The following is a 21769-nucleotide window of genomic DNA, read 5'->3' on the forward strand; positions in this document are numbered from 1 at the left end:
TTTAGTAACCTTCGTTTTGAACTAAGTTCGGATTCAACAATAACTCTGGCGTTGGTATTGGATATAGGTATTCGTAATCTTGAAACACTGGTCTCACATCTGCATGCAAAATAATATTCCCTGAATTTCCTGATGACAATTCAATAGCTTTACCTCCATTAGGAGAATCTTCACCTAAAATAATACGCTGCAACCCATTCATAGTGGTATCATCATAATCTGCTTGATTATTTAATACAATTGCATCATTATTACCATCATTATTCATATCAAAGGCTTTACCTACCATTTCAATATACATTCCTTGATATTCATTACGAATTAACTGGCCAACCTTCCAACGTCTAACATCATCTAAACGAAAACCTTCAAAACATAATTCCACACGTCTTTCTCTTCTTATTTCAAGCAACATTGGATCTGTTACATTAGGATATAACGCACTTTGAAAAGGGTCTAAAGCTGCATTCAACAACAAATTTGGAAGCCCTGCTCTTGATCTTAATTTATTAATAGAGATATCTAAATCCTGTTGGCCTAATTCTCCTAATTCTGCTACTGCTTCAGCATAATTTAAAAGAACTTCAGCATAACGAATCAGAATATAATCATTTGTATTAGCCACATACGAGTCGTCTTCTGGACCTGTGACATATTTTATAATTTGATATCCAGTGGCTGCATATGTTAAGTCTGGTAATAATTCCAAGTCTTCATTTAACCTTTTATACCCCGGTGTTCTAATTATTTGACTTAATCTCGGGTCTCTATTTAAGATCTCTTCACTATAAGGTAAATTTTGAGAATTACTTTGATTTGAAAATGCAGAACCATCATTCATTAAAAAAGAATCTATGAATGATTTAGTTGCTTGACGTCGTCCTTGATTGTAATCATTAAAAATATAATTAGAACTGTGTCCAGAACCTTCGCCTTCAATATAGGTACGTACTAAGATAGACTCATCGTCCAATGCTTCTTCGGACGCGAATACATTAAGATAATCTTCATCGCTGTTCCCTGTATTATGTATAGCATAGGCACCACTCTCAATTAATTCTTTAGCTGCACTTTTAGCCTCATTAAACAATACATTTGACCTTGACTGATCCGCATTATGGTATTTTTGCCAAGACCCTTCAAACAATGCTACACGAGACTTTAGCGCTAGGGCGGAATTACTGTTAATTCTATTATACCCTTCGTCTAGATTTATATTATTTATTGCATAATTTAAATCTGATAAAATAGAATCCATAACTAGAGTTCGAGAATCTCTTTCCCCCATTAAAGCCTCATCTCCATCTTCTAAAACCTTATTAACCCATGGCACATCTCCAAAAGTTTTCACCTTATCGAAATAAAACCATGCTCTAAAAAATCTAGCAATTCCAGCATAATGTTGTCTTGACTCTACAGGAATTTCTTCATTATTATAATGTTCTAAAAAGTAATTAATGCTTCTTAAGGATTCCCAATCCCAACCATCGGCACCTAAAATAGTTGAAGGAATAACACGACCTTGTTCTAACACAGATAATTCATCATTACCAGTTTCCATATCGTCACTTTCATAATCTGCACCATATCCTAAACTATGTGGTGGATTTAAAGTCTCGTAAAACCCATTGGTATATAATCTTAAATCACCAGCAGATTGAAAAAAGTTTTGTTCAGTAATTTCGGTTGTAGGGTAACGTTCTAAAAAATCGTCGTTACATCCAAACATAAAAGTAAGTACAACTACACTATATATTTTATATATATTTTTCATCTTAAATTATAAATTTTAAATTAAAAGTTTAACTGTAATCCCAATGTAACTTTTCTGTTTAACGGGTAAACCATACCTTGTCCATCTAGACCTGGCGAGTAAGGATCATCTCCTAATGCTTCTGGATCAAACGCTTCACTAAGGGCTGTCCATTCCATAATATTTTCTGCAGAAACATAAAGTCTAAACGATTCTAAGAATTTCATAACATCTCTCTTAAAGGTATATCCAATGGTTAAATTTTTCCAACGTAAATAAGATGCATCTTGGATCTGCCCCGTTTGATTTACACTTAAAGGTTGATCTTTCCATGCTCCTGCTATATATCCTCTTGGATTTGGAAAAGCGGCATCTGGATTGTCTGCTGTCCAATAATCTGTCATATGCTCGAATATTGGCTGATATTTTCTATTATAAAAACCATAATAAAGTGCAGCTTCATTATTAGGCATAAAATCACGCTCACCAACACCTTGGAAAAACACAGAAAAATCAATATTATTCCAATTAAACCCTAAACCAAAACCATAATTATATCTAGGTGTACTATTACCAATGACACTTAAATCCCCATGGTCATCAAATGTGTTTTGACCTTTATCTATAACACCATCTCCATTAGTATCTACAAACTTTATATCTCCAGGTGCCGGAGCAAAATCTGGATAGACTTGTTGATGATCTGGTGCAGCATTGACCTCTCCATCATTTTGAAAATACCCATCCGTTGTGTACCCCCAAATCTCGCCTACAACCATACCTTCATAAAAATCTGGATCGGTCCAACTTCCTAAACTTTTAGTAGCATTACTATTAAAAGAAGTTATTTCTGATTTTGCATCTCCAACATTTACATTAACGAAATAAGAGAAGTCCTTCTCTGCTAACATAAAATTATCTCTCCATCCTACGGAAACTTCCCAACCTTTGGTATTTAGATCTCCGGAATTTTGCATCGGTACGGTAGCACCATAAATAGAAGGCAAGCTTCCTCCAGGGATTAACATATCGTATGTATTACGAATAAAATAATCGAAATTCGCAGTTAATCTTCCGTTGAACGTACTTAAGTCTAAACCAAAGTTTGAACTTTTTATTTGCTCCCAAGTTATATTAGAACTTATTGGACTAGGTGCTCCAGCATAAGGTTGTATACTATCATCAAACAACCATGTACTATTATTTACAGATAGATTTGAGATATATAAATAATCGTTTACATTTTGGTTTCCGAGTGCACCGTATGATGCTCTAAGCTTTAAGTTTTTTATCCCTAAGTTTGCGTTTTTAAAGAAATTTTCTTCCGAAATCCTCCACCCTGCTGATATTGACGGAAAGAATCCACCACGATCGTCGGTTGGAAATCTAGAAGATAAATCATAACGCCCATTCAACTCAATTAAATAACGATCATTAAAATTATAGTTTACTCTATAAAAAGCACCTCTAAGAGCATATTCACTTTCTTTGTCATAGGTTTTAATCGTTCCAGTTGAGAGGTTTAATGATGAATAATCATCACTTAATTGCCCAGCTCTAAGAACTTCATAGTAGCTATTTGAATATTCCTCTTGATTATACCCTAACATCGCAGAAAAATCATGTTTCCCAAGTGTTTTACTATAGGTTGCGTGTAGATTAATAACATTAAAATCATTATCTGTCGTTCCGCGTTTCAATGAGTTTGGATCATCGATAGGGAACTCCTCAACGATTCCAGGAGATGGTGAATATAACGGTGAAATACGTTTAGCTGTTAATAAGGTATTATCATTTTGATACGTGTAATCCCCATGTATTTTTAAATCGTTATTTAAAAATGACATATCAAAGGCAAGGGTAGTTTTAAATAATTTTTGGTCTTCTACTTGACGTCCTCCATCTTGCATAAACCCAAGAACTACACCGTGATTTGTCCAATAACCATCAGGTGTTTGTAACACATTATACGGATTAGCTTCTTGAGACATCATACGCTCCACATTAAGATTATATCTAAAATAAGGATTAGGCTGATCGTAAACCCCATTAGCAAATTCAGTATTTGTAGTTACTGACAACCAACTCGCTAGATCTATTGTAATTTTAGTTCTTAGATTATATCTTTTGTAATCATCTGTACCTATTTTATAGACCCCTTCTTGATTTAATAAGCCTCCAGATAAATAATAGTTAAACTTTCCTGACTCACCAGAAACACCTACATTTTGAATATTCATAGGCGCGTTGTCCTGATACATAAGATCATACCAATTTGTGTTTCCTGCAGTAAGCCAATACGGTTGCCCAGCATCATTTACACTTGCCACAATTTCTGGCAAACTTGGATCATTTGCTCTTGCTTTAATATAATCCATCTGTGCATCTGAAAATGAATTACCTGCCTGCTGATGAATTTCTGCATATTTAACAGGATCATCAAGATACAATTTAGGTATACGAGTAGGAGAAGAAAACCCAAACATTGAATCATAGGTAATATTTAAACCATCTTCCTTACCTTTTTTGGTTGTAATTAAAACAACTCCAAAAGCACCTCGTGCTCCATAAATTGAGGATGCAGCGGCATCCTTTAATACAGATACATTTGCGATATCACGAGGGTTTAAAGTGTTGATATTTCCAGGAGTCCCATCAATTAGAATTAAAGGACTTCCTCCATTTATAGACCCTAACCCACGAATATTAAACTCTCCAGTTTCATCTGGTCTTCCCGAAGGAAAAGAAATCTCAACATTTGGTAATTGACCTTGTAGCCCTTGGCTTAAATTTGTTATAGGTCTACTTTCCAAAACTTTTGAATCGATTGAACTTACAGCTCCCGTTAAATTCACTTTTTTCTTAACAGCATATCCAATAGCAACAACTTCATCTAAAGCAGTGTATTCAGATTCCATTTTAAGATCAATCACACTTTGCCCTGAAACTTGAACTTCTTTCGTTTTGTAACCTATATAAGAAAAAATTAAAATCGGATTTGAGGTTGTTGTTGAAATCGAGTAATTTCCATCAAAATCTGTAATCACTCCATTTTTTGTTCCTTTTTCAACAACATTTACACCAGGTAGTGGCATATCGTAATCGTCTATTATTACTCCTTTAACAGCCTGTTGTTGTATACTTACTGATTTTGGTGTTTTTATTAATACATTATTTTGTTCAATAACATAAGTAAATCCAATTTTTTTTGACAAATCGCTCAAAACATTATTTAAAGTGGCATCATTATAATCTATAGAATATGTAGATTTGTTGTTAATAATGTCAATTCCGTAATTAAAATTATAATGAGTTAAACTCTGTAATTCATTAAATATGGCCTGAATTGTGATATTATCAGCTTTTAAAACGACTCTATTTTCTGAAATAGTATCATACTTAACTGCTGCTGGCATTGTATTTGTTATTAATAAACTAAAACACAATGTGAGTATTAGACAAATATTTATATTTTTGTTTAGCATAATTTTTTAGTGTTGTACTTGTAATACATTTTTTCAATACTTTAATCTTATTTAGACCGTGGTTGTTGGCGCAACTACGGTTTTTTCTTTTTTATTTAGTAACTATTATTTCATTTGCATCTATTTTAAAGTTTAAATTGGTTATATAATTTAGTTTTTCAATAATTTTTAGAACTTCATCATCCTTAGACACATGCAGTGTAACAAATTGATCTCTTACAATTTCATTTGAATAAATCAAGTCAACTCCAAATCTATTCTGAATAAAAACACCTAATTCCTGTATAGATATTTCATTTAAGGTGACGTCTGTTTTATACCAAGGGTGGACTATAATTTGTTCAATTCTTCTCATATTCTGAGATTCAGGATTATACAATACTCCTTGATCAGGTATAAGGATTTCGTGATTTTTAGAGCTCGACACTTTAACTCGTCCTGTTTTAACTAAAACTTTAATATTTTCATCATTTAAGTCAATATTAAATGAAGTACCTAAAACAGTTGTTTTAAGATCCTGTGAGGTGACAATAAAGGGCTTTTGCTTGTTTTTACTTACTTTGAAGAATGCATTCCCACGTAGTAGAGCAACCTTTCTATCCTTGTCATTGAAATTAGATGTATAAACAATTTCTGAATTTGGACTTAAAATAATTTTAGAATTATCGGGAAGCGTTATACTATCTATGGATTTTCCTGTATAAAATGATATTTCATCTAAAGATTTGGTAACAGGTAAATACAACTTTAAAAGAATAAGTAAAACTCCAACTGCTGCATATTTTACCCATGAAAAACTTCGCTTAGACTTTTTAATTTTTAAATTAACTGCATCTTTCAAATCGTTCTTAGCTTTAATCTTATTTCCCATATGAGTTTCATCCCATTCTGAGTTTTCATAAAGCGTTTTTAAAAAATCATTTAAAATCTTTACTTCATCTTTCGAAGTTTGATTAGAAATATGTTTTTCAAAAAGTCCGTTTATATTTTTTTCATTATGATTTAGCATATTATACTTCTTTACTTTTAACTAAGTATTGAAAACATAATTATGTACCACCCTCCTACATTACCAAAACGTTAATTCAAGGTAAACAAATAAAAAAACACCTTGACATAACACTTCTCGCAATTGAATAAGAGCCTTAGACACTTGATTTCTAACAGTCTGAGGAGATATATTTAAGCTTTCAGAAATTTCTTGAACAGACATATTTTGATACTTGCTTAGTAATAAAATTTCTTTTCTTTTTTGTGGAAGCTGTTCCAAGGCTTTATTTAAGGTATTTAATATTTCGGGATGATCTTCATTTAAATTTTCCATCAAGTAACTCTCCAATTCGGCTGGCAAAGTATTTGAATGGATTTTATTCTTTTTATAATAAGAGAAGAATTGATATTTTACACTTTGAAAAAGATACGACTTAAGATTAGAAATTTCTGTTTCATGCCTTTTTTCCCATAATTGCACAAAAATAATTTGAATAATTTCATGCGTAAGTTCATTACTCCCTGTCAATTTATAACAGAAAGCAAACAGTTTTTCCCAATACAAATCATAAATGCGGTTAAATGCCTTATGATCATTTTCCTTGAGTCTATCCAATAAAAAGGAGTCGTTTACTTTATTCAATTTTGGGAGGTTTTTAACACTGCGAATCTAAATAACAATTAAAACTATATACCTGATTAAATATTAATAAATTGAAAAATATCTACCTTCAATCTTACCTTAAAATTAAATTAGTTATTAATTCTATCACTATACCGTTTTATTATATTAGTTGTAGAAATATCCGTATTATAAACACCATACCAGCCTTGCCTTTCATGAGGGGGATCGCCTAAAATAGCATCTCCTATGTCCCAAAATTCTCCTGGATTATTTGGTCTACCTTCTCCTGAATAACTCCAAAAGTTTAAACCTTTTACAACATCATTGGTTTCTATAGAATGTACTACCTTACTAAATAAATAATCAAAAAACTTATCTCTCCAAACTGTAGTCTCTTTAGGATTGTAAGACGAATAATCTCTCGCGATACCAAACTCTTCTAAAACTATAGGTTTATTTAGTTGTAGAGCTACTTTTTTATGATCTTCCCAATAATTATTTACCTTTTCTATCGCTTCTTTATATACAGACTCTCCATCAGTGGGTTCAAACCACTCCCAATTCTGAGCCCATATATGCATTGTTATATAATCGATATTTACATCATTATTATCTCTAAAAACATCCGTCCCTGCATATTTTGCTGCTGTATTTCCTTCTGTACCTAAACAAACTAAATGATTCTTATCTAAGCTTTTTATATATGCCGAAGTTTTCCTGGTCCATTTCACAAATTCAATTGGAACATCATAACCTCTTGGTTCATTGGCCAATTGCCAAGCCATAATTGTAGCGTCTTTTTTGTATACTTTTCCTGTAATAGTATTTTTTCTATAAATAACCTTTTTAATATGATTATTCATCATGTCCTGAGCTTTGTCATTAGTATAAAATTGTTTTGAATAATCTGAAAAATTGGACCAAGTAGTACCTTCTTCTTGTGGATAAGGGATTTTCCCTGCTCCTGCCCATTTCAAATATTGAGGAAAGCCTCCACTCCAGGTCCAAAAATTACCTAGTACCATAACAGCTTTCATGCCTCTTTTTTCCATTTCTGACAATAAAAAATCTAAACCTTGCCAAATATCTTCATCATATACACCAGGTGCAGTTTGTAAAGCAGGATGTACTGCATATTTCATTTCAGCATCTGCTTCACTTGATGCCAGCACCCGTAGATTCGTTACTCCTAATGCTTGTAAATGATTTAATTCTCGTATCAATCGTTGTTGATCTCCAGATTTTGGAGCTCCTAAATTCATTCCTTGCCAATAATTAGCCCCAATGTAATTATAGTTTTTGTTATTAGCTTGAAACCCTTTATCATTAACTTGAACCAGGCTCTTTTTATAACCCGCGCAAGAACACAAACTCAGACAGATAATTATTAGTGATAATTTAGAACTTAAAGTCATAATTAATTTAGATTTTGAGATAGTGAATTATATATAAACTTCTAATATTTTAGCATTGGTAGCACTTATCAATACTTTGTAGTCTAATGATGCTGGCAACAAAATAGTTTCACCTCTGTTTAACATTTCCATTTTATTTTGATATAAAATATCCACATCCCCTTCTATACAAATCAATATTTTAAACGATTCTTTTTTAGAAACTGTTAAACTTATATTACCTTGAATATTTAAAATATTAGTTTTAAAATACCTTGTATGAACCAATTTATTATTTGCTTCACTTAAGCTATACACTGTTTTGTAATTGTCAATTAAATTAAAATCGATAGCGTCAACAGATTGTTCGGTGTGTAACTCACGTGTTGCTCCTGTTTTTTCATCTACTCTATTAAAGTCGAATATTCTGTACGTCACATCTGATGTTTGCTGAATTTCGGCAATCATAACCCCAGCACCAATAGCATGTACTCGACCAGCTGGAATAAAAAAGGTATCCCCCTCTAAAACTTTCACCTTGTTTAAGGCTTCTTCAATATCCCCTTTTTCAATAGACGCTTTATAAGACTTTTTATCTAACAGTTTATTAAACCCGATAATTAATTCAGCATCCTTATCAGCCCCCATTACATACCACATTTCGTTTTTTCCAAACGAATTATGTCGCTTTTTGGCCAATACATCATCTGGATGCACTTGAATAGATAAGGGTGTTTTCGCATCTATAAATTTGATTAATAATGGAAAATCCGTTCCAAACCTTTCTAAAACATTTTCACCTAAAAAATCAGCCCCATACTCTTTAATCAGTTCATTTATAGTATTTCCTTTTAAGCTTCCTTTACTAACCACAGATTCATTACCAGGTACAGTAGAAATTTCCCATGACTCTCCAATGTTGTTTTCTGAATAATCTTTATTTAAGACTGTTCTTAATTTATCACCTCCCCATATTCTGTAGTGAAAAAGAGGTTGAAATTTTAAAGGATATAGTGTGTTCATTTTATTTAATTTTATAAAATTGAATAGCAATTAATTGCCTGTTATTTTTAATGTCTTTTATTCGTGTAGGAGAAATATTTAAAACGGTATCAGTTTTAAATAATTGAAGCTCTCCAATTTCTGATTTTATAATTTCTTTTTTAAAAGTATCTGGATTATCAAAATCATCCCAATAGGCACTTTCTCCTTCCAAAAGTGTCCCAAAATCTCGATTTCCTTTATCTAATAATTGTGCCGAAATAGTTTTTACACCTGTTGACACTGAAAATGAAATATCCTTATAATCTTCCATTTTATGGATTAAAAACACTTTATACTTACCTGGTGTGTGTACTTTTATTTTATAAAATGCACTATCCGAAACAGTGTTCCAATTTTCCAATTCATGATTTTTATTAATTAAATCACCACTTAGAGAACTTGGTGACGCAGCATAAATCTGACTAAATTCCCTGTTTTCAAATCCTATTTGTAGAACTGGCATATTAAAAGAATCTGCTTTTAATATACCTTGATACCAATTCTCTAATTCTTTTTCCAATTCTTTGGCTTTATCCGGAATACTATCAATTAAGTTATACTCTTCTTTAGAATCGCTACTAATATTATATAATCCCTTTTGTACCTTATCTTGATTCTGTACATACTTATAGTCACCTTTACGTATTGCCAACCCTTGATTTTCGAAAATAAATGTTGACTTGAAAGTTTCTGTTAGAGGCGTACTTGCAGTGACCATTGCATCAATTGAATTTTCAAAAGATGTTCCTTTTGGACTGTGATTCGCAAAGAACACAGGGGTTTCAATCACCTTTTCTCCTTTAAAAATTGGTGAAAAATCTATTCCATCTAAATCTAATGAATCTGGTATTTTTATTTTACACATACGTGTTAAAGACGGAAAAAGATCTTCAATTTTTGTGATCTGTTTGGTTTTGCTAGGCATTAATTTATTTTGCCATTTTATAAAAAGCGTAGACTTCACTCCATTTTGCCAATTCTGACCTTTAGCTCCTCGTAGCCCTGAAGGATTCCGCATTTCCCATTCCTTATCAGTTAATCCAAATCTATAGCTTCTAACCCAAGGCCCATTATCACTCATAAAAACAATAATGGTGTTTTTTGTTAATCCATTCTCATCTAAGGCATTTAGCAATCTACCTATATTATAATCTAAATTATCAATCATTCCATACAGCTGTGCCATAGGGTCAGAAAGTCCTTTAGATTGATATTTTTTAACATAATTATCAGGAGCTCTCCACGGATTATGGGGAGCTAAATGAGATATATAAGCAAAAAAAGGTTTGTCTCTTTTTTTAGCAACAAAATTAATTGCCATATCTGTAATTGCATCTGTTGTAAATCCTTTGGTTTGAATCGGTTTTCCGTTTAAAAGACCGGTATTATCCCAATAATTATATAGGCAAGCATAATACGCTTCATCAAAACCTCTGTCCCAAGGAAAATAACCATTTGTTTTACCAGAATGCCATTTACCCCACATGCCTGTTTGATATCCATTTTCTTTGAAAATTTCTGCAATTGTGGTTTCCTCTAAATTCATAAAATCACGTCCTGCGTGTACAGAAGTTACGCCTGTTCTTTGAAAATTTCGTCCTGTTAAAAAAGCAGCTCTTGAGGGAGCACATACACTTTGCAAATAAAATTGTTGAAACTCAACAGATTCTTTACCCAATTTATCAAGATTTGGTGTTTCTAAATGTGGATTTCCATGCAATGACAAATCATCATAACCTAAATCATCAACCTGTATTATTAAAACATTCGGCGATTGTTTTTTTTCCGTTACCATGTCACACGATAAAAAAAGCACAGAAATAAGTAATATCCCTATTCTAATTTGGTTCATTAGTTTTTATTTATATGTTATTTCTACTCTTGCCAATTGAGCAATTCCTCCCTTAAACAATACTTTTAAGTATTTGTATTTTTTAGCACCTGAGTAACTATAAATTTTCGGTTTCCAATAACCATAATTAGATTCACTATTTGTAAATCTTTCTGGAAAAACATCTAAATCTGTCCAAGTTTATTTAATGAAAGTGTTTCTAACATCTTATTCAACTTCTAAAACATTTGAATACTCAGTTACACCAGCAATGTTCTCTCCTTTAATACGGTAATAGTATTTTTCACCTTTCTCTTTAAGTTCATCATAAAATAAGACTAAAGGCTCTGAGGCTTGTTTTGTATGCTCAAAATTTATAACATCGGCTATTACAGAATCCTGTAAACCTGTAGCAATTACTATCCATTCTCCATTTTCACTTTCGGCTCTTTCAATAGTATAAAAAGCAGCTCCCGCAGAACCTCTCCAAGTAAACCCTTCACCTTTTTTCATTAAAACTGGTTTTGGATAAGGAGGTTTAGTCTCTTGTTTTGGTATATCAGAAATTTCGTAAGCGTACTTTTTCATCACTTGAAGTATTTGATCTTCTTGGTAATTAAATCCAGCCGAAAAACCTGGTACATGGAATGAATTTACAGGTGTTCCTCCTTCATTATGGTAATACCAGCCACCATCTCGACGATGACCACGCATACTCCACATTAAACCACCAACGATATTTTCGTCTCTAATAGTATTAATTAATTCTTTAATATTTTCGGTAGTTCCTAAACCAAACTCGTCTATTATTAAAGGCTTCTTACCTTTAGACATTTCGCGAACTTCTTTTGCATAAGGAGCTAACTTCCATGGTTTACCTGCTACTTTATTCCAATACTCATATAAGTGTTCACTAATAACATCAATATTTGGGTCTTCAATAAACGCTTCTTTATCAGCTCCACCCGCTTCCATTACTAAATGATTTGGGTCTTCCGTTTTAATATAAGCTGCCATTTCGAGACTCCATTCTAAAATTTTCGGACTCCAAACCTCTTCAGGTAATCCTCTATCTCCATAATAACTTCCAAACTCATTACCTAATTGCCATGCTAAAATTGCAGGATCATCTTTATAGATAACTCCGTTTACAGTATTCTTTCTATTCAAAATAAAATTAAGAAAGTGTTTAAAATCTTCTTTCACTTCTTTATCGGTCCAAAATTCTCCTTCTTCTTTCCCTGATAAAATAGCAAACTCATCTACCCCTCTAAAACCTCCGAAACGTTGAGATGCAATAAAAGGAATAATAATTCTCACATCATATTCAGGAGCAAATGCTAAAATTTTATCTAAGCATTGAAACGCCTCTTCATTATATTCTCGTTTTGATGATATGTATACAGGTAAATTATCTTCTGGCGAAAACACCGATAAAGCAAAAGTACGTGTAGCTCTACTGCCTATTCTTTGTAAACCAGATAATATATCTCTTATTTCATATTCATCTGGAAATCGGTTTGACATATCTGCTTTTAATTGAGATTCATTTTGCTGAATATTAGGAGCTGCAAACCCTAAAAATCTAAAGGCTTTATCTCCCTCAAAAAGTTGATCTCCTTTTCGAGTAATTATTGGCCAATCTTTAGTTTTTTCCTCCTTATTAATTGTAGCATTTCTATCACAAGAAATGTTGATTAAAAACATTAGTGTTATCAACCCTAAATGTTTTAGAGATTTAATAATTTGGTATTCTTTTTTATACATAAGTGAACTATTTTAAGTTTTGTAGATGTTTTAGCTCAAGTGAATCTACATCTAATTTTTCATCGGTTGTTAGTTCTAGTAGCGTGGTCTCATTAGGTAACAAATCAAAATAATTATCAGACAAAAACACCTTTTGATTCTTAAAATTGATATACAAATCTTTCACCAATTTATCTGAAGAAACCTTTAAAAATACTTTTCCCTTTTTAATAATTATTTCAGTTTTTATGGATGGTTTTAGTAATTGAAAATCTTTGGGTTTAGAGAAGTAGTATAAATTATTAGTTACTATTTCTTCATCATTTAATAATTCCACTTTTAAAACAACCTGATTAGAGTTTGCTTTTCCTAAAATTTCATTTTTATTAATTTCATTAATAATGGTACTTGCATTTTTTAATACAGTTACCTTTTTAGAAGTAGTAAAGATCTCATTTCCATTAAAGTCTACCGATGTAATCCTTAAATTACCTTTTACATCTTGTAACTCATCAGAAACTCCTTTAATTACAATCGATTTTCCTTCTTGCTTTACAATTAATATAATTGATTCGTATACTTTTTTTACGGTATAATGTAGGGCTTTCCATTTATGGTAATAATCTGTACTACTCCAACTTGCTACTGGCCAACAATCGTTCAATTGCCAATACATGGTTCCCATACAATAAGGCATTGCTCCACGGTGCGCTTCTATAGCCATTTTTACACCACGGGCCTGTAAAACTTGACTCATATACAAGAAATCTTCAAATTTTGATGGCACTTTATAATCCCATCCCATATATTCTTTTATGGTTAAATTTCCTATTCCACTTCTTTGATGCGATGCCATAACATCAGATTCTATATCAAAGTCTTCTGGAATGGCGTACTTTTTTACAGTTTCAAAATCTGGGAACGATTGAAAACCGTATTCACTCATAAAACGTGTTTTGTATTTTTCGAAATCTTCAAAAGGATGTTTTCCGTGCCAAACGCCCCAATAATGCATATCGCCCGAAGTATTTTCGTAACCTGCGTGCTTTTCGGGTTCAAAACCTGCTTGTGGTGATGATGGCCAATAATCATCTCCATCTGTATATTTTTCAATTACTTCTGGTAAAATCTTATGAAAAATTTCTAAATAGGTATTATGAATTTCTTCTCTTTGTTTTTCTTCATAGGTTTCTTTCCAACCCCAACCACCATCAGAATAATGGCTCCAAGCTGCATTCATTTCATTATTCCCACACCAAAGTGCAATACTTGGATGATTTCTTAAACGAACTACATTGTCTATAGCTTCTTGTTTTACATTCTCTAAAAATGTGGTATCACCAGGATACATTGAACAAGCGAACATAAAATCTTGCCATACCAATAATCCGTTTTCATCGCAAAGTTTATAAAATGTATCGGATTCATAAATACCTCCACCCCAAACACGTAACATATTCATATTGGCATCTACAGCATCTTTTATCACTTTTTTATAATCTGACTCTGTAACCCTAGTCACAAAATTATCATTAGGAATGTAGTTTGCACCTTTTATAAACGTGCGAATTCCATTTACTTCAAACAGAAAAGATTCACCAACTTCGTCTTTTTCTCTAATTAATTTTATGCTTTTTAATCCAGTTGAAATCTCTTTTCTTGAAACTTCGTTATCATTATTACCTAAAAGTTGAACTGTAAAATTATACATATTAGGAAGCCCTAATCCTTTAGACCACCATAATTTTGGTTTCTGAATTGAAAATGGTACTGCTATTTTTTCGTTTTCTGATTTTAAATCAACTTTTATTGATTTATAAATTGATTGTGTTTCGGAATTTATAATATTGATAGTTCCTGAAAACTGCTCATCAACATCTACAGAAACATCAAATATTAATTTAGCCTCTTCTTTGGTAATATTTGGTTGTTTAACAAATACATCTGTAATTCTAATTTCGTTCCAAGCTTTTAAAATAACGGGTCTCCAAATTCCTGAAGTTACTAAACGTGGTCCCCAATCCCAACCGTAATGATACCCTGCTTTACGCGTGAAAACAGAAACTTTTTTATCTCCCATTTCCCCATTTTCTGATTGATCATTAATTGCTGGATATGCATAAGGTGCTTTTTCTAATAACTCTAACCCTTTTTTAATTGGCGAATGCAATAACACTTTTAACTTATTATCTCCTAATATTGCCAACTTTTTAATATTAACCTCCCATTCCCTAAACATATTATTAGCTTCTAATACTAGGCTATCATTTACATAGACGTCTGCATAAGTATCCAATCCTTTAAAGTCTAAAATAATATTGTCTTTTTCTATTTCTTCTTTAGAAATATTAAAAACCGTAGTGTATTCCCAGTCTTTTTTATCAATCCATTGTTGTTGTTTTTCATTCACTCTATAAAATGGATCTTCAATGAAACCATTTGCTAATAAATCAGTATGAATAGTTCCTGGAACGACTGCTATTCCTGAATACAAACCATCAGCGGACTTATATGTCCATTGTTTTTGAATTACAACCTCTTTCATATTATTAGTATCTTTTGAATGGCATCCAAATTAAAGCCCCGACATGATAAGTAAGATTAATAATCTAAACATCCCACTTTTATTATTTTAATTCCCTTAAGCTCAATTGATTTCTCTCCTGTAATAGTCTCCGTTTCAATTCTTAATTCCTGTTGTCCCTGTAAAAGGTTTATCTCAGCTACAAAATGCGTTTTCCAATTTGTCTCAGGAGCTTCTTGATCACGTTTTACACGATCATAATTTTTCAATTCGGTGTGCTCAAACGCTTTTAAGTTATTTATTGCAACGGTTGTAGAATCTATCCTCAATCTTAACCTTACCCCTTCGTCTTTTAAAGCTAGTGCATATTCTAAATATATTTTATAATTTCCGGACTCCTGAACATCAATTTCCCAAGATGGATATGCTGCTGTACTCGTCCAATAATCAATCCAATCATGAGCCCAACCGTATAAACTATGATAGGCAATTCCTGTTTTTTTTCGATCTTTTCTAAATTCAAATGGCGGATATAAATTGGCTTCATGTGCCGGCAAATACGTTTGTGGAAATTCACAAAAACCTACAGGTATATATTTCTGTTTTGTTTCTTTGGGTAACGTATTTTCCCAAGTGGAAAATGCAAAACTTAGAGAATCAAAGACCCCTTTTCTATCACTTCTAACATCTTGGCTCTGAGAACTATCTAACTTAACATTAAAAAGTTCTTCATTAACTAATAAATAGTCACCTGATCTTACTCGTTTATTCCCATTCCATTCCTGATACAATTTACGAGATGGCAATTGGATTTCATTTTTCGATTCTATTTGAGATTTGAAACTAATACCATCAATTTGTTTTTCAAAATCATAATTTTTGTTTATTAAATCTAATATCGTTGGCAAAACATCTATATGTGCTAGAGGTATAGAAATTTGTTTGTGAGCTTCGATTTTGTTCTTCCAATTAATTAGAAATGGCACTTTCACTCCCCCTTCATTTACAGACCCTTTTTTACCTTTTAAACCTGCATTATATCGAAAATTCAAAGGGCCATTGTCTGACATATAAACAATAATTGTATTATCCTTAATATTTAAATCTTCTAGGACAGTTACCAACCTTCCAATATTATCATCTATATTTTCTGCCATTCCATAAATAGCAGAATTAAAAGCACCCAAGCCTATTCTATTAAATTTATTAAAATAACTATCGGGCACTTGTAATGGTGTGTGTGGCGTCTGATAAGGGATATAACATAAGAAAGGTTTTTTTTCTGTATTGCTCTCCTTTATAAAAGAAATAGCTTCGTCTGTTAAAACATCCGTTAAATATCCACTTGTTTTAAAATCTTTCCCATTTTTTTCAATTGTTGTATTATAATAGTTGGTCCAGTGGCCAGAGGTAAATCCAACAAATGTATCGAATCCTCGTCCTAAAGGATGATACGGGAAGTGTGCACCATTATGCCATTTACCAAAAATACCTGTTCTGTAACCTAATGACTGAAACACATCTCCAAAAGTCACTTCATCTAAGTTCATATTTTCTCTACCCCTAGTTACACCGGACACACCTGTCCGTTGATGATACCTTCCTGTTAACAAACTAGCCCGTGTTGGTGCACAAACTGGACTCACATAAAATTGATCTGCAATAGCCCCAGTAGCCGCTAGTTTATCAATTACAGGCGTGTTAACATAAGGGTTTCCCGTAAAGGATAAATCGCCATAAGCTTGATCGTCTGTTAAAATTATAATCACATTAGGTTGCACTTCTGTTGATTTAATTTCCTTCACAATATCCTGTTTACAGCCTACCATAAAAATGATAAATGATGATAATAATATTGCCACTTTTGCATTAAACATAATTTCTAAGGGTATTTAGTTAAAACTTCAAGATCTCGTTAATTGCTTTAATTATAACTAATCAATACTCTTCCTATTTGAGTTTTATTTTTAAATTTTATTTTTAAATAATTATAACCTGGAGTTAAATCATCACTCTTGTACAATACAGGATTCCAGTAATCATAGTCACCACCTCCTTTTGATTGTTTTATCGCATCAATTGGCATAGAAGTAAATGTTTCCCCATCTTTAGACACAAAAAACTCCAAACCATCTAAATCGTTTTGTTCATAAGCGTAAACTTTAATTCCATCAATATTACCTGGAACAACATAGGATAATTCGGCACCTAATTCACCTAGAATGCGTTCGGTATCTTCTTTAAATTTTCTATCTAAACCTTTATTAACAGTAACATCCTTATACCCAAATACTGTCATTAAATTCCCCATTTCATCAATAATTGCTTTTTCACCGACTTTAATTGGACCAATTACGTTTGATTTTGAAGAAATCCCTGATGTATTTAAAGCCTCTACTCTATAGTAATATGACTGTCCTATTTCGACTGAAGTATCATTAAAAATTGGCACATATTGTACAGCTGCATCGGAAACATTATGAGCAATGGTTTCCCATAGGCCATTCTTAGATTCTGATCTTTCTATATTATAACCAGATGCTCCAACCGAACCTTGCCAAGAAATCTCGTAAACATAATTAATAGGTAATAAAGTAGGTGCTTGTGGAATCGGCAGTTCAGGAACGTCTAAGCCACTTATCTCATAGGCTTTTTCTCGCATTAATTGCAACAACCCCTTTTCATCATAATCATTTCCCGAATCAAATCCTGGCCAATGGTAGGCTTTATACAAATTATGACCAACAGGTTCTGAATGCCAATAGAAACCACCTTCTTCTCGATGCGATCTAATACTCCAATTAAAGGTTCCTGCAATTTCTTTATTTGCAATTATATAATCATAAACATGACGATGAGCAGATGTACTTTCGAACCCCAATTCACCAAGTATATAGGGTTTACGACCTTTAATAATAGACAAATTACTTTCAATATTTTCGATTTGAGAATATGGATCTTGTTCATAATGATGAGACGATAAAATATCTACATTAGGATCTTCAACTGATTCTTGATGTACATATCTAAAATTATCCATAGCATAATAACCGTCCATAACAAGATGGTTATTATCTAATTGTTTTAGGTATGCCGCTATTTCTTTAACCCAAGAATAAGGAGAATTTAATTCGTTTCCCGTTTCCCAGCATAAAATAGATTTATCGTCTTTGTAACGTATTCCTGTTAAAGTATTTTTTCTATTTAACGTATATTCTATCGTTTTTTTATAGTCGGAAATTAATTGTTCGTCTACCCAAAAATCTTCAAAAGTTTTCCGTCTAAAATCTGCGTACTGAGGAGCTCCCCCCATCCATTTCCAATTATTAAGCAAAGAAAATACAACACGCACACCTTCTTCATTAGCAATTTTCAACATTAAATCATTTATAACGAAGGCCTCTTCTACAAATTCTCCAGGTCCTGTAATAAAGGTTGGATTATTTGGTTCATCTTTTCTAAAAACAGGAAGGGTATACATGCGAACTACTTTTCCTCCCATTTGCTTTATTGTTTTAAAAGCATCTCTTATTTCGAATTCCGTTGGATATCTATATGGGTTTTGGGTTTCGAAGTCTAATTCGTCTTCTATATAATTTAGATTAGGGATATTCATTGAGATAAACCTAAATTCTTTATTCCCATCCATAAGATAAGCACCATTAGTGGTTATAAAATTTTGAAACGTATTGTCTTTTAAGTTCGTTGATGTCTTAACTGTATGACGTGGTGTCCCACACCCAAAACAAAATATTAGGGTGAACACATAAAAAAATATTTTTTTCATAATATTAGTTGTATCTTTTTAATTCTAGTTCTTTAGAAATTTTACTCATATAAGAATCACTCAACTTATAAATCATAAGTATTAGTGCAGAAACTAAGGCGCCAATTGCAGGATAAATACTAATTAACATTTTAATTCCTTTTAAAGATTCGGTGGTTTGATCTGCATTTGCTTCAAAACCGTAGGCATAGAGCAACCAACCGGTAATTGCACCTCCTAAGGTCCATCCCATCTTTTGAGACATTGAAGATGATGAGAAAACTAATCCCGTTGCACGGCGACCAGTTTTCCATTCAGAATAATCGGCTATATCCGCATACATAGACCAAATAAGTGGTAATACAATACCCGCAGACAACCCTATAATTATATTTAGGATAAAAATTAACGCTATACTATTGGGATCAACCCAATAAAAAAGAAAACTAAAAATAGATGCTACAATCATAGCTCCTATAAACGTATTTTTCTTTCCAAATTTGGCGGAAGCCGGTTTTGCGATTAAGACACCTAATAGATTTGTTACTAACCATACAGTCATATAAGCTCCAGCTAGTTTATCCCATTTTACTTCACCAAAAACAGGTAAGGTCTGATCATGAACGAAATATTTAAAGTAGTACATAATACTACCATCTCTCAAAGAATTAAATATAAGTACCGCTATTCCGGCACCAAGCATTATAAACCATTGACCATTTTTAGCTAAATCTTTTAAATCCTTTTTAATAGATTGTTTAGACTTTAAGGGTTTAACGCGTTCTTTAGTCCATTTATACGTCATAATAAAAAAGAAGGCCGCAAGAACTGCATAAATAGCAACTGTATACTGATAACTTTGCGCGTCATTTGCCCCAGTATCTCTAAAATAATCCAGTAAATAAGGTACAGAAGCCGTCATAAATATTCCACCTGAATACGCACCTATAAATCGAAAAGAAGCTAAAGTAGTTCTCTCTTTTGTATCAGAAGTCATAACTCCCATTAAAGAGGAATACGGTACATTTACAGCGGTATACACCATCATCATTAATGAATATGTTATATAGGCATAAATTAATTTTCCTGATGCATCTAAATCAGGCGTTGAAAATGTTAGCACACCTATTAGACCAAAAGGTATTGCTACCCATAACAAATAAGGTCTAAATTTCCCTTTAGATGTTTGTGTCCGATCTGCTATTATTCCCATAATTGGATCATTTAATCCATCCCACAACCTTGTAAGTAAAAACATAGTTCCGACAGCTGCTGGGGTAAGACCAACAATATCTGTGTAATATATCATGAGATACATAGAAAACAACTTCCAGAACATAGATGACGCAAAATCCCCAAACCCGTAACCAACTTTCTCCTTTATTCCAATTTTATCTTTCATAACCTCACTTCTTCTATTTTATCTAATCTATTTAAGAGCTCAATTAAAGCTCTACTATTATGATATGGGCATTTCCAAAAGCCTATTTTGTACTCCGATAAGATGGGTTTATTTTCTATATCAACTCTCCAATACCACTCCCCTTCTTTTATATCTCGTATATATGTTTTTATGTATGCCCACAACTTTACTGCCTTATAAAAATATGTCGCATCGCCTGAAATCTCATAAGCATCAATTAAACCTACAAGCCCCTCTGCCTGAACCCACCAATGTTTGTCTTTATCAATAATACCTTCTTCCGATTCATTAAATATTGAACCATCTTGCCCCATTCCCTCATTACAGGTTATATCAACCAATCTTAGAGATGTTTTTTTAATACTTTCAATCACCTTTGGTTCATTAATTTCTATTGCTGCTTCATGTAGTAACCAAGCCCCTTCAATATCATGTCCATAAGAAATTGTCTTTGATTTTGATTTCCAGTTTTGACCAAAAAACAAATTAAAATGTCCTGTATCTTTATCGACGATAATATTTTGAAAAATAGAAATTAAGTCTTGAATACTATTTTTCAAACTGCCATCTGACCAGACCCTATACAGATTAGTATAAGGTTCCAAAATATGTAAATGTGTATTCATTGATTTGGGTACATTTAAGTCTTTATCACTTAAGCGCATATCTTGGATTATACTCCAATCTTTTTGCAATGCCTCGATGTATCCTAAATGTTCTTTATCCCAAAATTTGTCTTGTAAAATATTATATAATTTTATGGACAAGTCTAGACTCAATTCATTCCCTGTCGCTCTATAAAATTCAGAAAACCCATATATTGCAAATCCTTGAGCATAAGCTTGTTTCCTGGTATTCACTGGATTCCCATCACAATCAATTTCCCATATTACACCTTCATTTTCAGAATCCCAAAAGTTTTCAATAATGTAGATAAATTGTTCTTCTGCAATCTGCTTATATTCTTCTTTTTGGGTACGGTTATAGCCTGCTGCAAAAGCCCATAAAATTCGGGTATTTAAAACAACACCTCGTGTAGCCTTTTTATCAATTGTTCCAGAACTGTTTATTTCGCCAAAAAAACCTTTATATTCAACATCTCTAACTGTAGTGGCCCAATATGACAATAAGGCATCTAATTCTGATGATAATTCTAATTTAAATTGGCTAATTTCCTCTAAAGTCATT

At 32.4% G+C, this 21769-nt stretch carries 13 protein-coding genes; all 13 read right to left on the reverse strand.

Features of this window, described 5'->3' with window-relative positions; translation table 11 throughout:
* Position 1: 1 nt before the first annotated feature.
* The 13 genes from BN863_RS15425 to BN863_RS15485 all read right to left on the reverse strand — a co-directional run bounded on the left by BN863_RS15425 (position 2) and on the right by BN863_RS15485 (position 21768).
* A complete protein-coding gene (locus BN863_RS15425) occupies positions 2 to 1774 on the reverse strand; it encodes a RagB/SusD family nutrient uptake outer membrane protein (RefSeq protein ID WP_038532102.1) in 1773 nt (590 codons plus the stop codon).
* A gap of 20 nt (positions 1775 to 1794) precedes the next feature.
* Positions 1795 to 5169, reverse strand: coding sequence for a SusC/RagA family TonB-linked outer membrane protein (locus BN863_RS15430; protein WP_051774884.1), 3375 nt, complete (start codon positions 5167 to 5169; stop codon positions 1795 to 1797).
* Between the two features lie 160 nt (positions 5170 to 5329).
* Entirely contained in the window at positions 5330 to 6247 is a 918-nt protein-coding gene (locus tag BN863_RS15435; RefSeq protein ID WP_038532104.1) for a FecR family protein, read from the reverse strand.
* Positions 6248 to 6307: 60 nt separating this feature from the next.
* Positions 6308 to 6871: an RNA polymerase sigma factor gene (locus tag BN863_RS15440; protein ID WP_158409039.1), complete on the reverse strand. Its 564-nt coding sequence runs from the start codon at positions 6869 to 6871 to the stop codon at positions 6308 to 6310.
* Positions 6872 to 6981: 110 nt separating this feature from the next.
* A complete protein-coding gene (locus BN863_RS15445; RefSeq protein ID WP_038532107.1) occupies positions 6982 to 8268 on the reverse strand; it encodes a glycoside hydrolase 5 family protein in 1287 nt (428 codons plus the stop codon).
* A gap of 27 nt (positions 8269 to 8295) precedes the next feature.
* Positions 8296 to 9270 (reverse strand): type I phosphomannose isomerase catalytic subunit, encoded by a 975-nt coding sequence (locus BN863_RS15450; RefSeq protein WP_038532109.1) that lies wholly within the window; start codon positions 9268 to 9270, stop codon positions 8296 to 8298.
* Position 9271: 1 nt separating this feature from the next.
* A complete protein-coding gene (locus BN863_RS18145) occupies positions 9272 to 11086 on the reverse strand; it encodes an arylsulfatase (RefSeq protein ID WP_051774886.1) in 1815 nt (604 codons plus the stop codon).
* 264 nt (positions 11087 to 11350) lie between these two features.
* On the reverse strand, positions 11351 to 12889 hold the full coding sequence (locus tag BN863_RS15460; protein ID WP_038532112.1) for a cellulase family glycosylhydrolase: 1539 nt from the start codon (positions 12887 to 12889) through the stop codon (positions 11351 to 11353).
* 7 nt (positions 12890 to 12896) lie between these two features.
* Positions 12897 to 15413, reverse strand: a complete 2517-nt coding sequence (locus tag BN863_RS15465) for a beta-mannosidase (protein ID WP_038532113.1) — start codon at positions 15411 to 15413, stop codon at positions 12897 to 12899.
* 56 nt (positions 15414 to 15469) lie between these two features.
* Positions 15470 to 17269, reverse strand: a complete 1800-nt coding sequence (locus BN863_RS15470; RefSeq protein ID WP_051774887.1) for a sulfatase-like hydrolase/transferase — start codon at positions 17267 to 17269, stop codon at positions 15470 to 15472.
* Positions 17270 to 17316: 47 nt separating this feature from the next.
* Positions 17317 to 19179, reverse strand: a complete 1863-nt coding sequence (locus BN863_RS15475) for a glycoside hydrolase 5 family protein (protein ID WP_148304630.1) — start codon at positions 19177 to 19179, stop codon at positions 17317 to 17319.
* A gap of 4 nt (positions 19180 to 19183) precedes the next feature.
* Positions 19184 to 20560, reverse strand: coding sequence for an MFS transporter (locus BN863_RS15480; protein WP_038532115.1), 1377 nt, complete (start codon positions 20558 to 20560; stop codon positions 19184 to 19186).
* Positions 20557 to 21768, reverse strand: a complete 1212-nt coding sequence (locus tag BN863_RS15485; RefSeq protein ID WP_051774889.1) for an AGE family epimerase/isomerase — start codon at positions 21766 to 21768, stop codon at positions 20557 to 20559. The genes BN863_RS15480 and BN863_RS15485 overlap by 4 nt, the downstream gene beginning before the upstream one ends.
* Position 21769: the final 1 nt, after the last annotated feature.

The organism is Formosa agariphila KMM 3901 (assembly GCF_000723205.1).
In the GTDB taxonomy this organism is placed as follows: Bacteria; Bacteroidota; Bacteroidia; order Flavobacteriales; family Flavobacteriaceae; genus Formosa; species Formosa agariphila.

Excerpts from the sequence above, each read along its gene's own strand:
- BN863_RS15425 (WP_038532102.1), bottom strand. The coding sequence starts at position 1,774 with ATGAAAAATATATATAAAATATATAGTGTAGTTGTACTTACTTTTATG.
- BN863_RS15430 (WP_051774884.1), bottom strand. The coding sequence starts at position 5,169 with ATGCCAGCAGCAGTTAAGTATGATACTATTTCAGAAAATAGAGTCGTT.
- BN863_RS15435 (WP_038532104.1), bottom strand. The coding sequence starts at position 6,247 with ATGCTAAATCATAATGAAAAAAATATAAACGGACTTTTTGAAAAACAT.
- BN863_RS15445 (WP_038532107.1), bottom strand. The coding sequence starts at position 8,268 with ATGACTTTAAGTTCTAAATTATCACTAATAATTATCTGTCTGAGTTTG.
- BN863_RS15450 (WP_038532109.1), bottom strand. The coding sequence starts at position 9,270 with ATGAACACACTATATCCTTTAAAATTTCAACCTCTTTTTCACTACAGA.
- BN863_RS18145 (WP_051774886.1), bottom strand. The coding sequence starts at position 11,086 with ATGGTAACGGAAAAAAAACAATCGCCGAATGTTTTAATAATACAGGTT.
- BN863_RS15460 (WP_038532112.1), bottom strand. The coding sequence starts at position 12,889 with ATGTATAAAAAAGAATACCAAATTATTAAATCTCTAAAACATTTAGGG.
- BN863_RS15465 (WP_038532113.1), bottom strand. The coding sequence starts at position 15,413 with ATGAAAGAGGTTGTAATTCAAAAACAATGGACATATAAGTCCGCTGAT.
- BN863_RS15470 (WP_051774887.1), bottom strand. The coding sequence starts at position 17,269 with ATGTTTAATGCAAAAGTGGCAATATTATTATCATCATTTATCATTTTT.
- BN863_RS15475 (WP_148304630.1), bottom strand. The coding sequence starts at position 19,179 with ATGAAAAAAATATTTTTTTATGTGTTCACCCTAATATTTTGTTTTGGG.
- BN863_RS15480 (WP_038532115.1), bottom strand. The coding sequence starts at position 20,560 with ATGAAAGATAAAATTGGAATAAAGGAGAAAGTTGGTTACGGGTTTGGG.
- BN863_RS15485 (WP_051774889.1), bottom strand. The coding sequence starts at position 21,768 with ATGACTTTAGAGGAAATTAGCCAATTTAAATTAGAATTATCATCAGAA.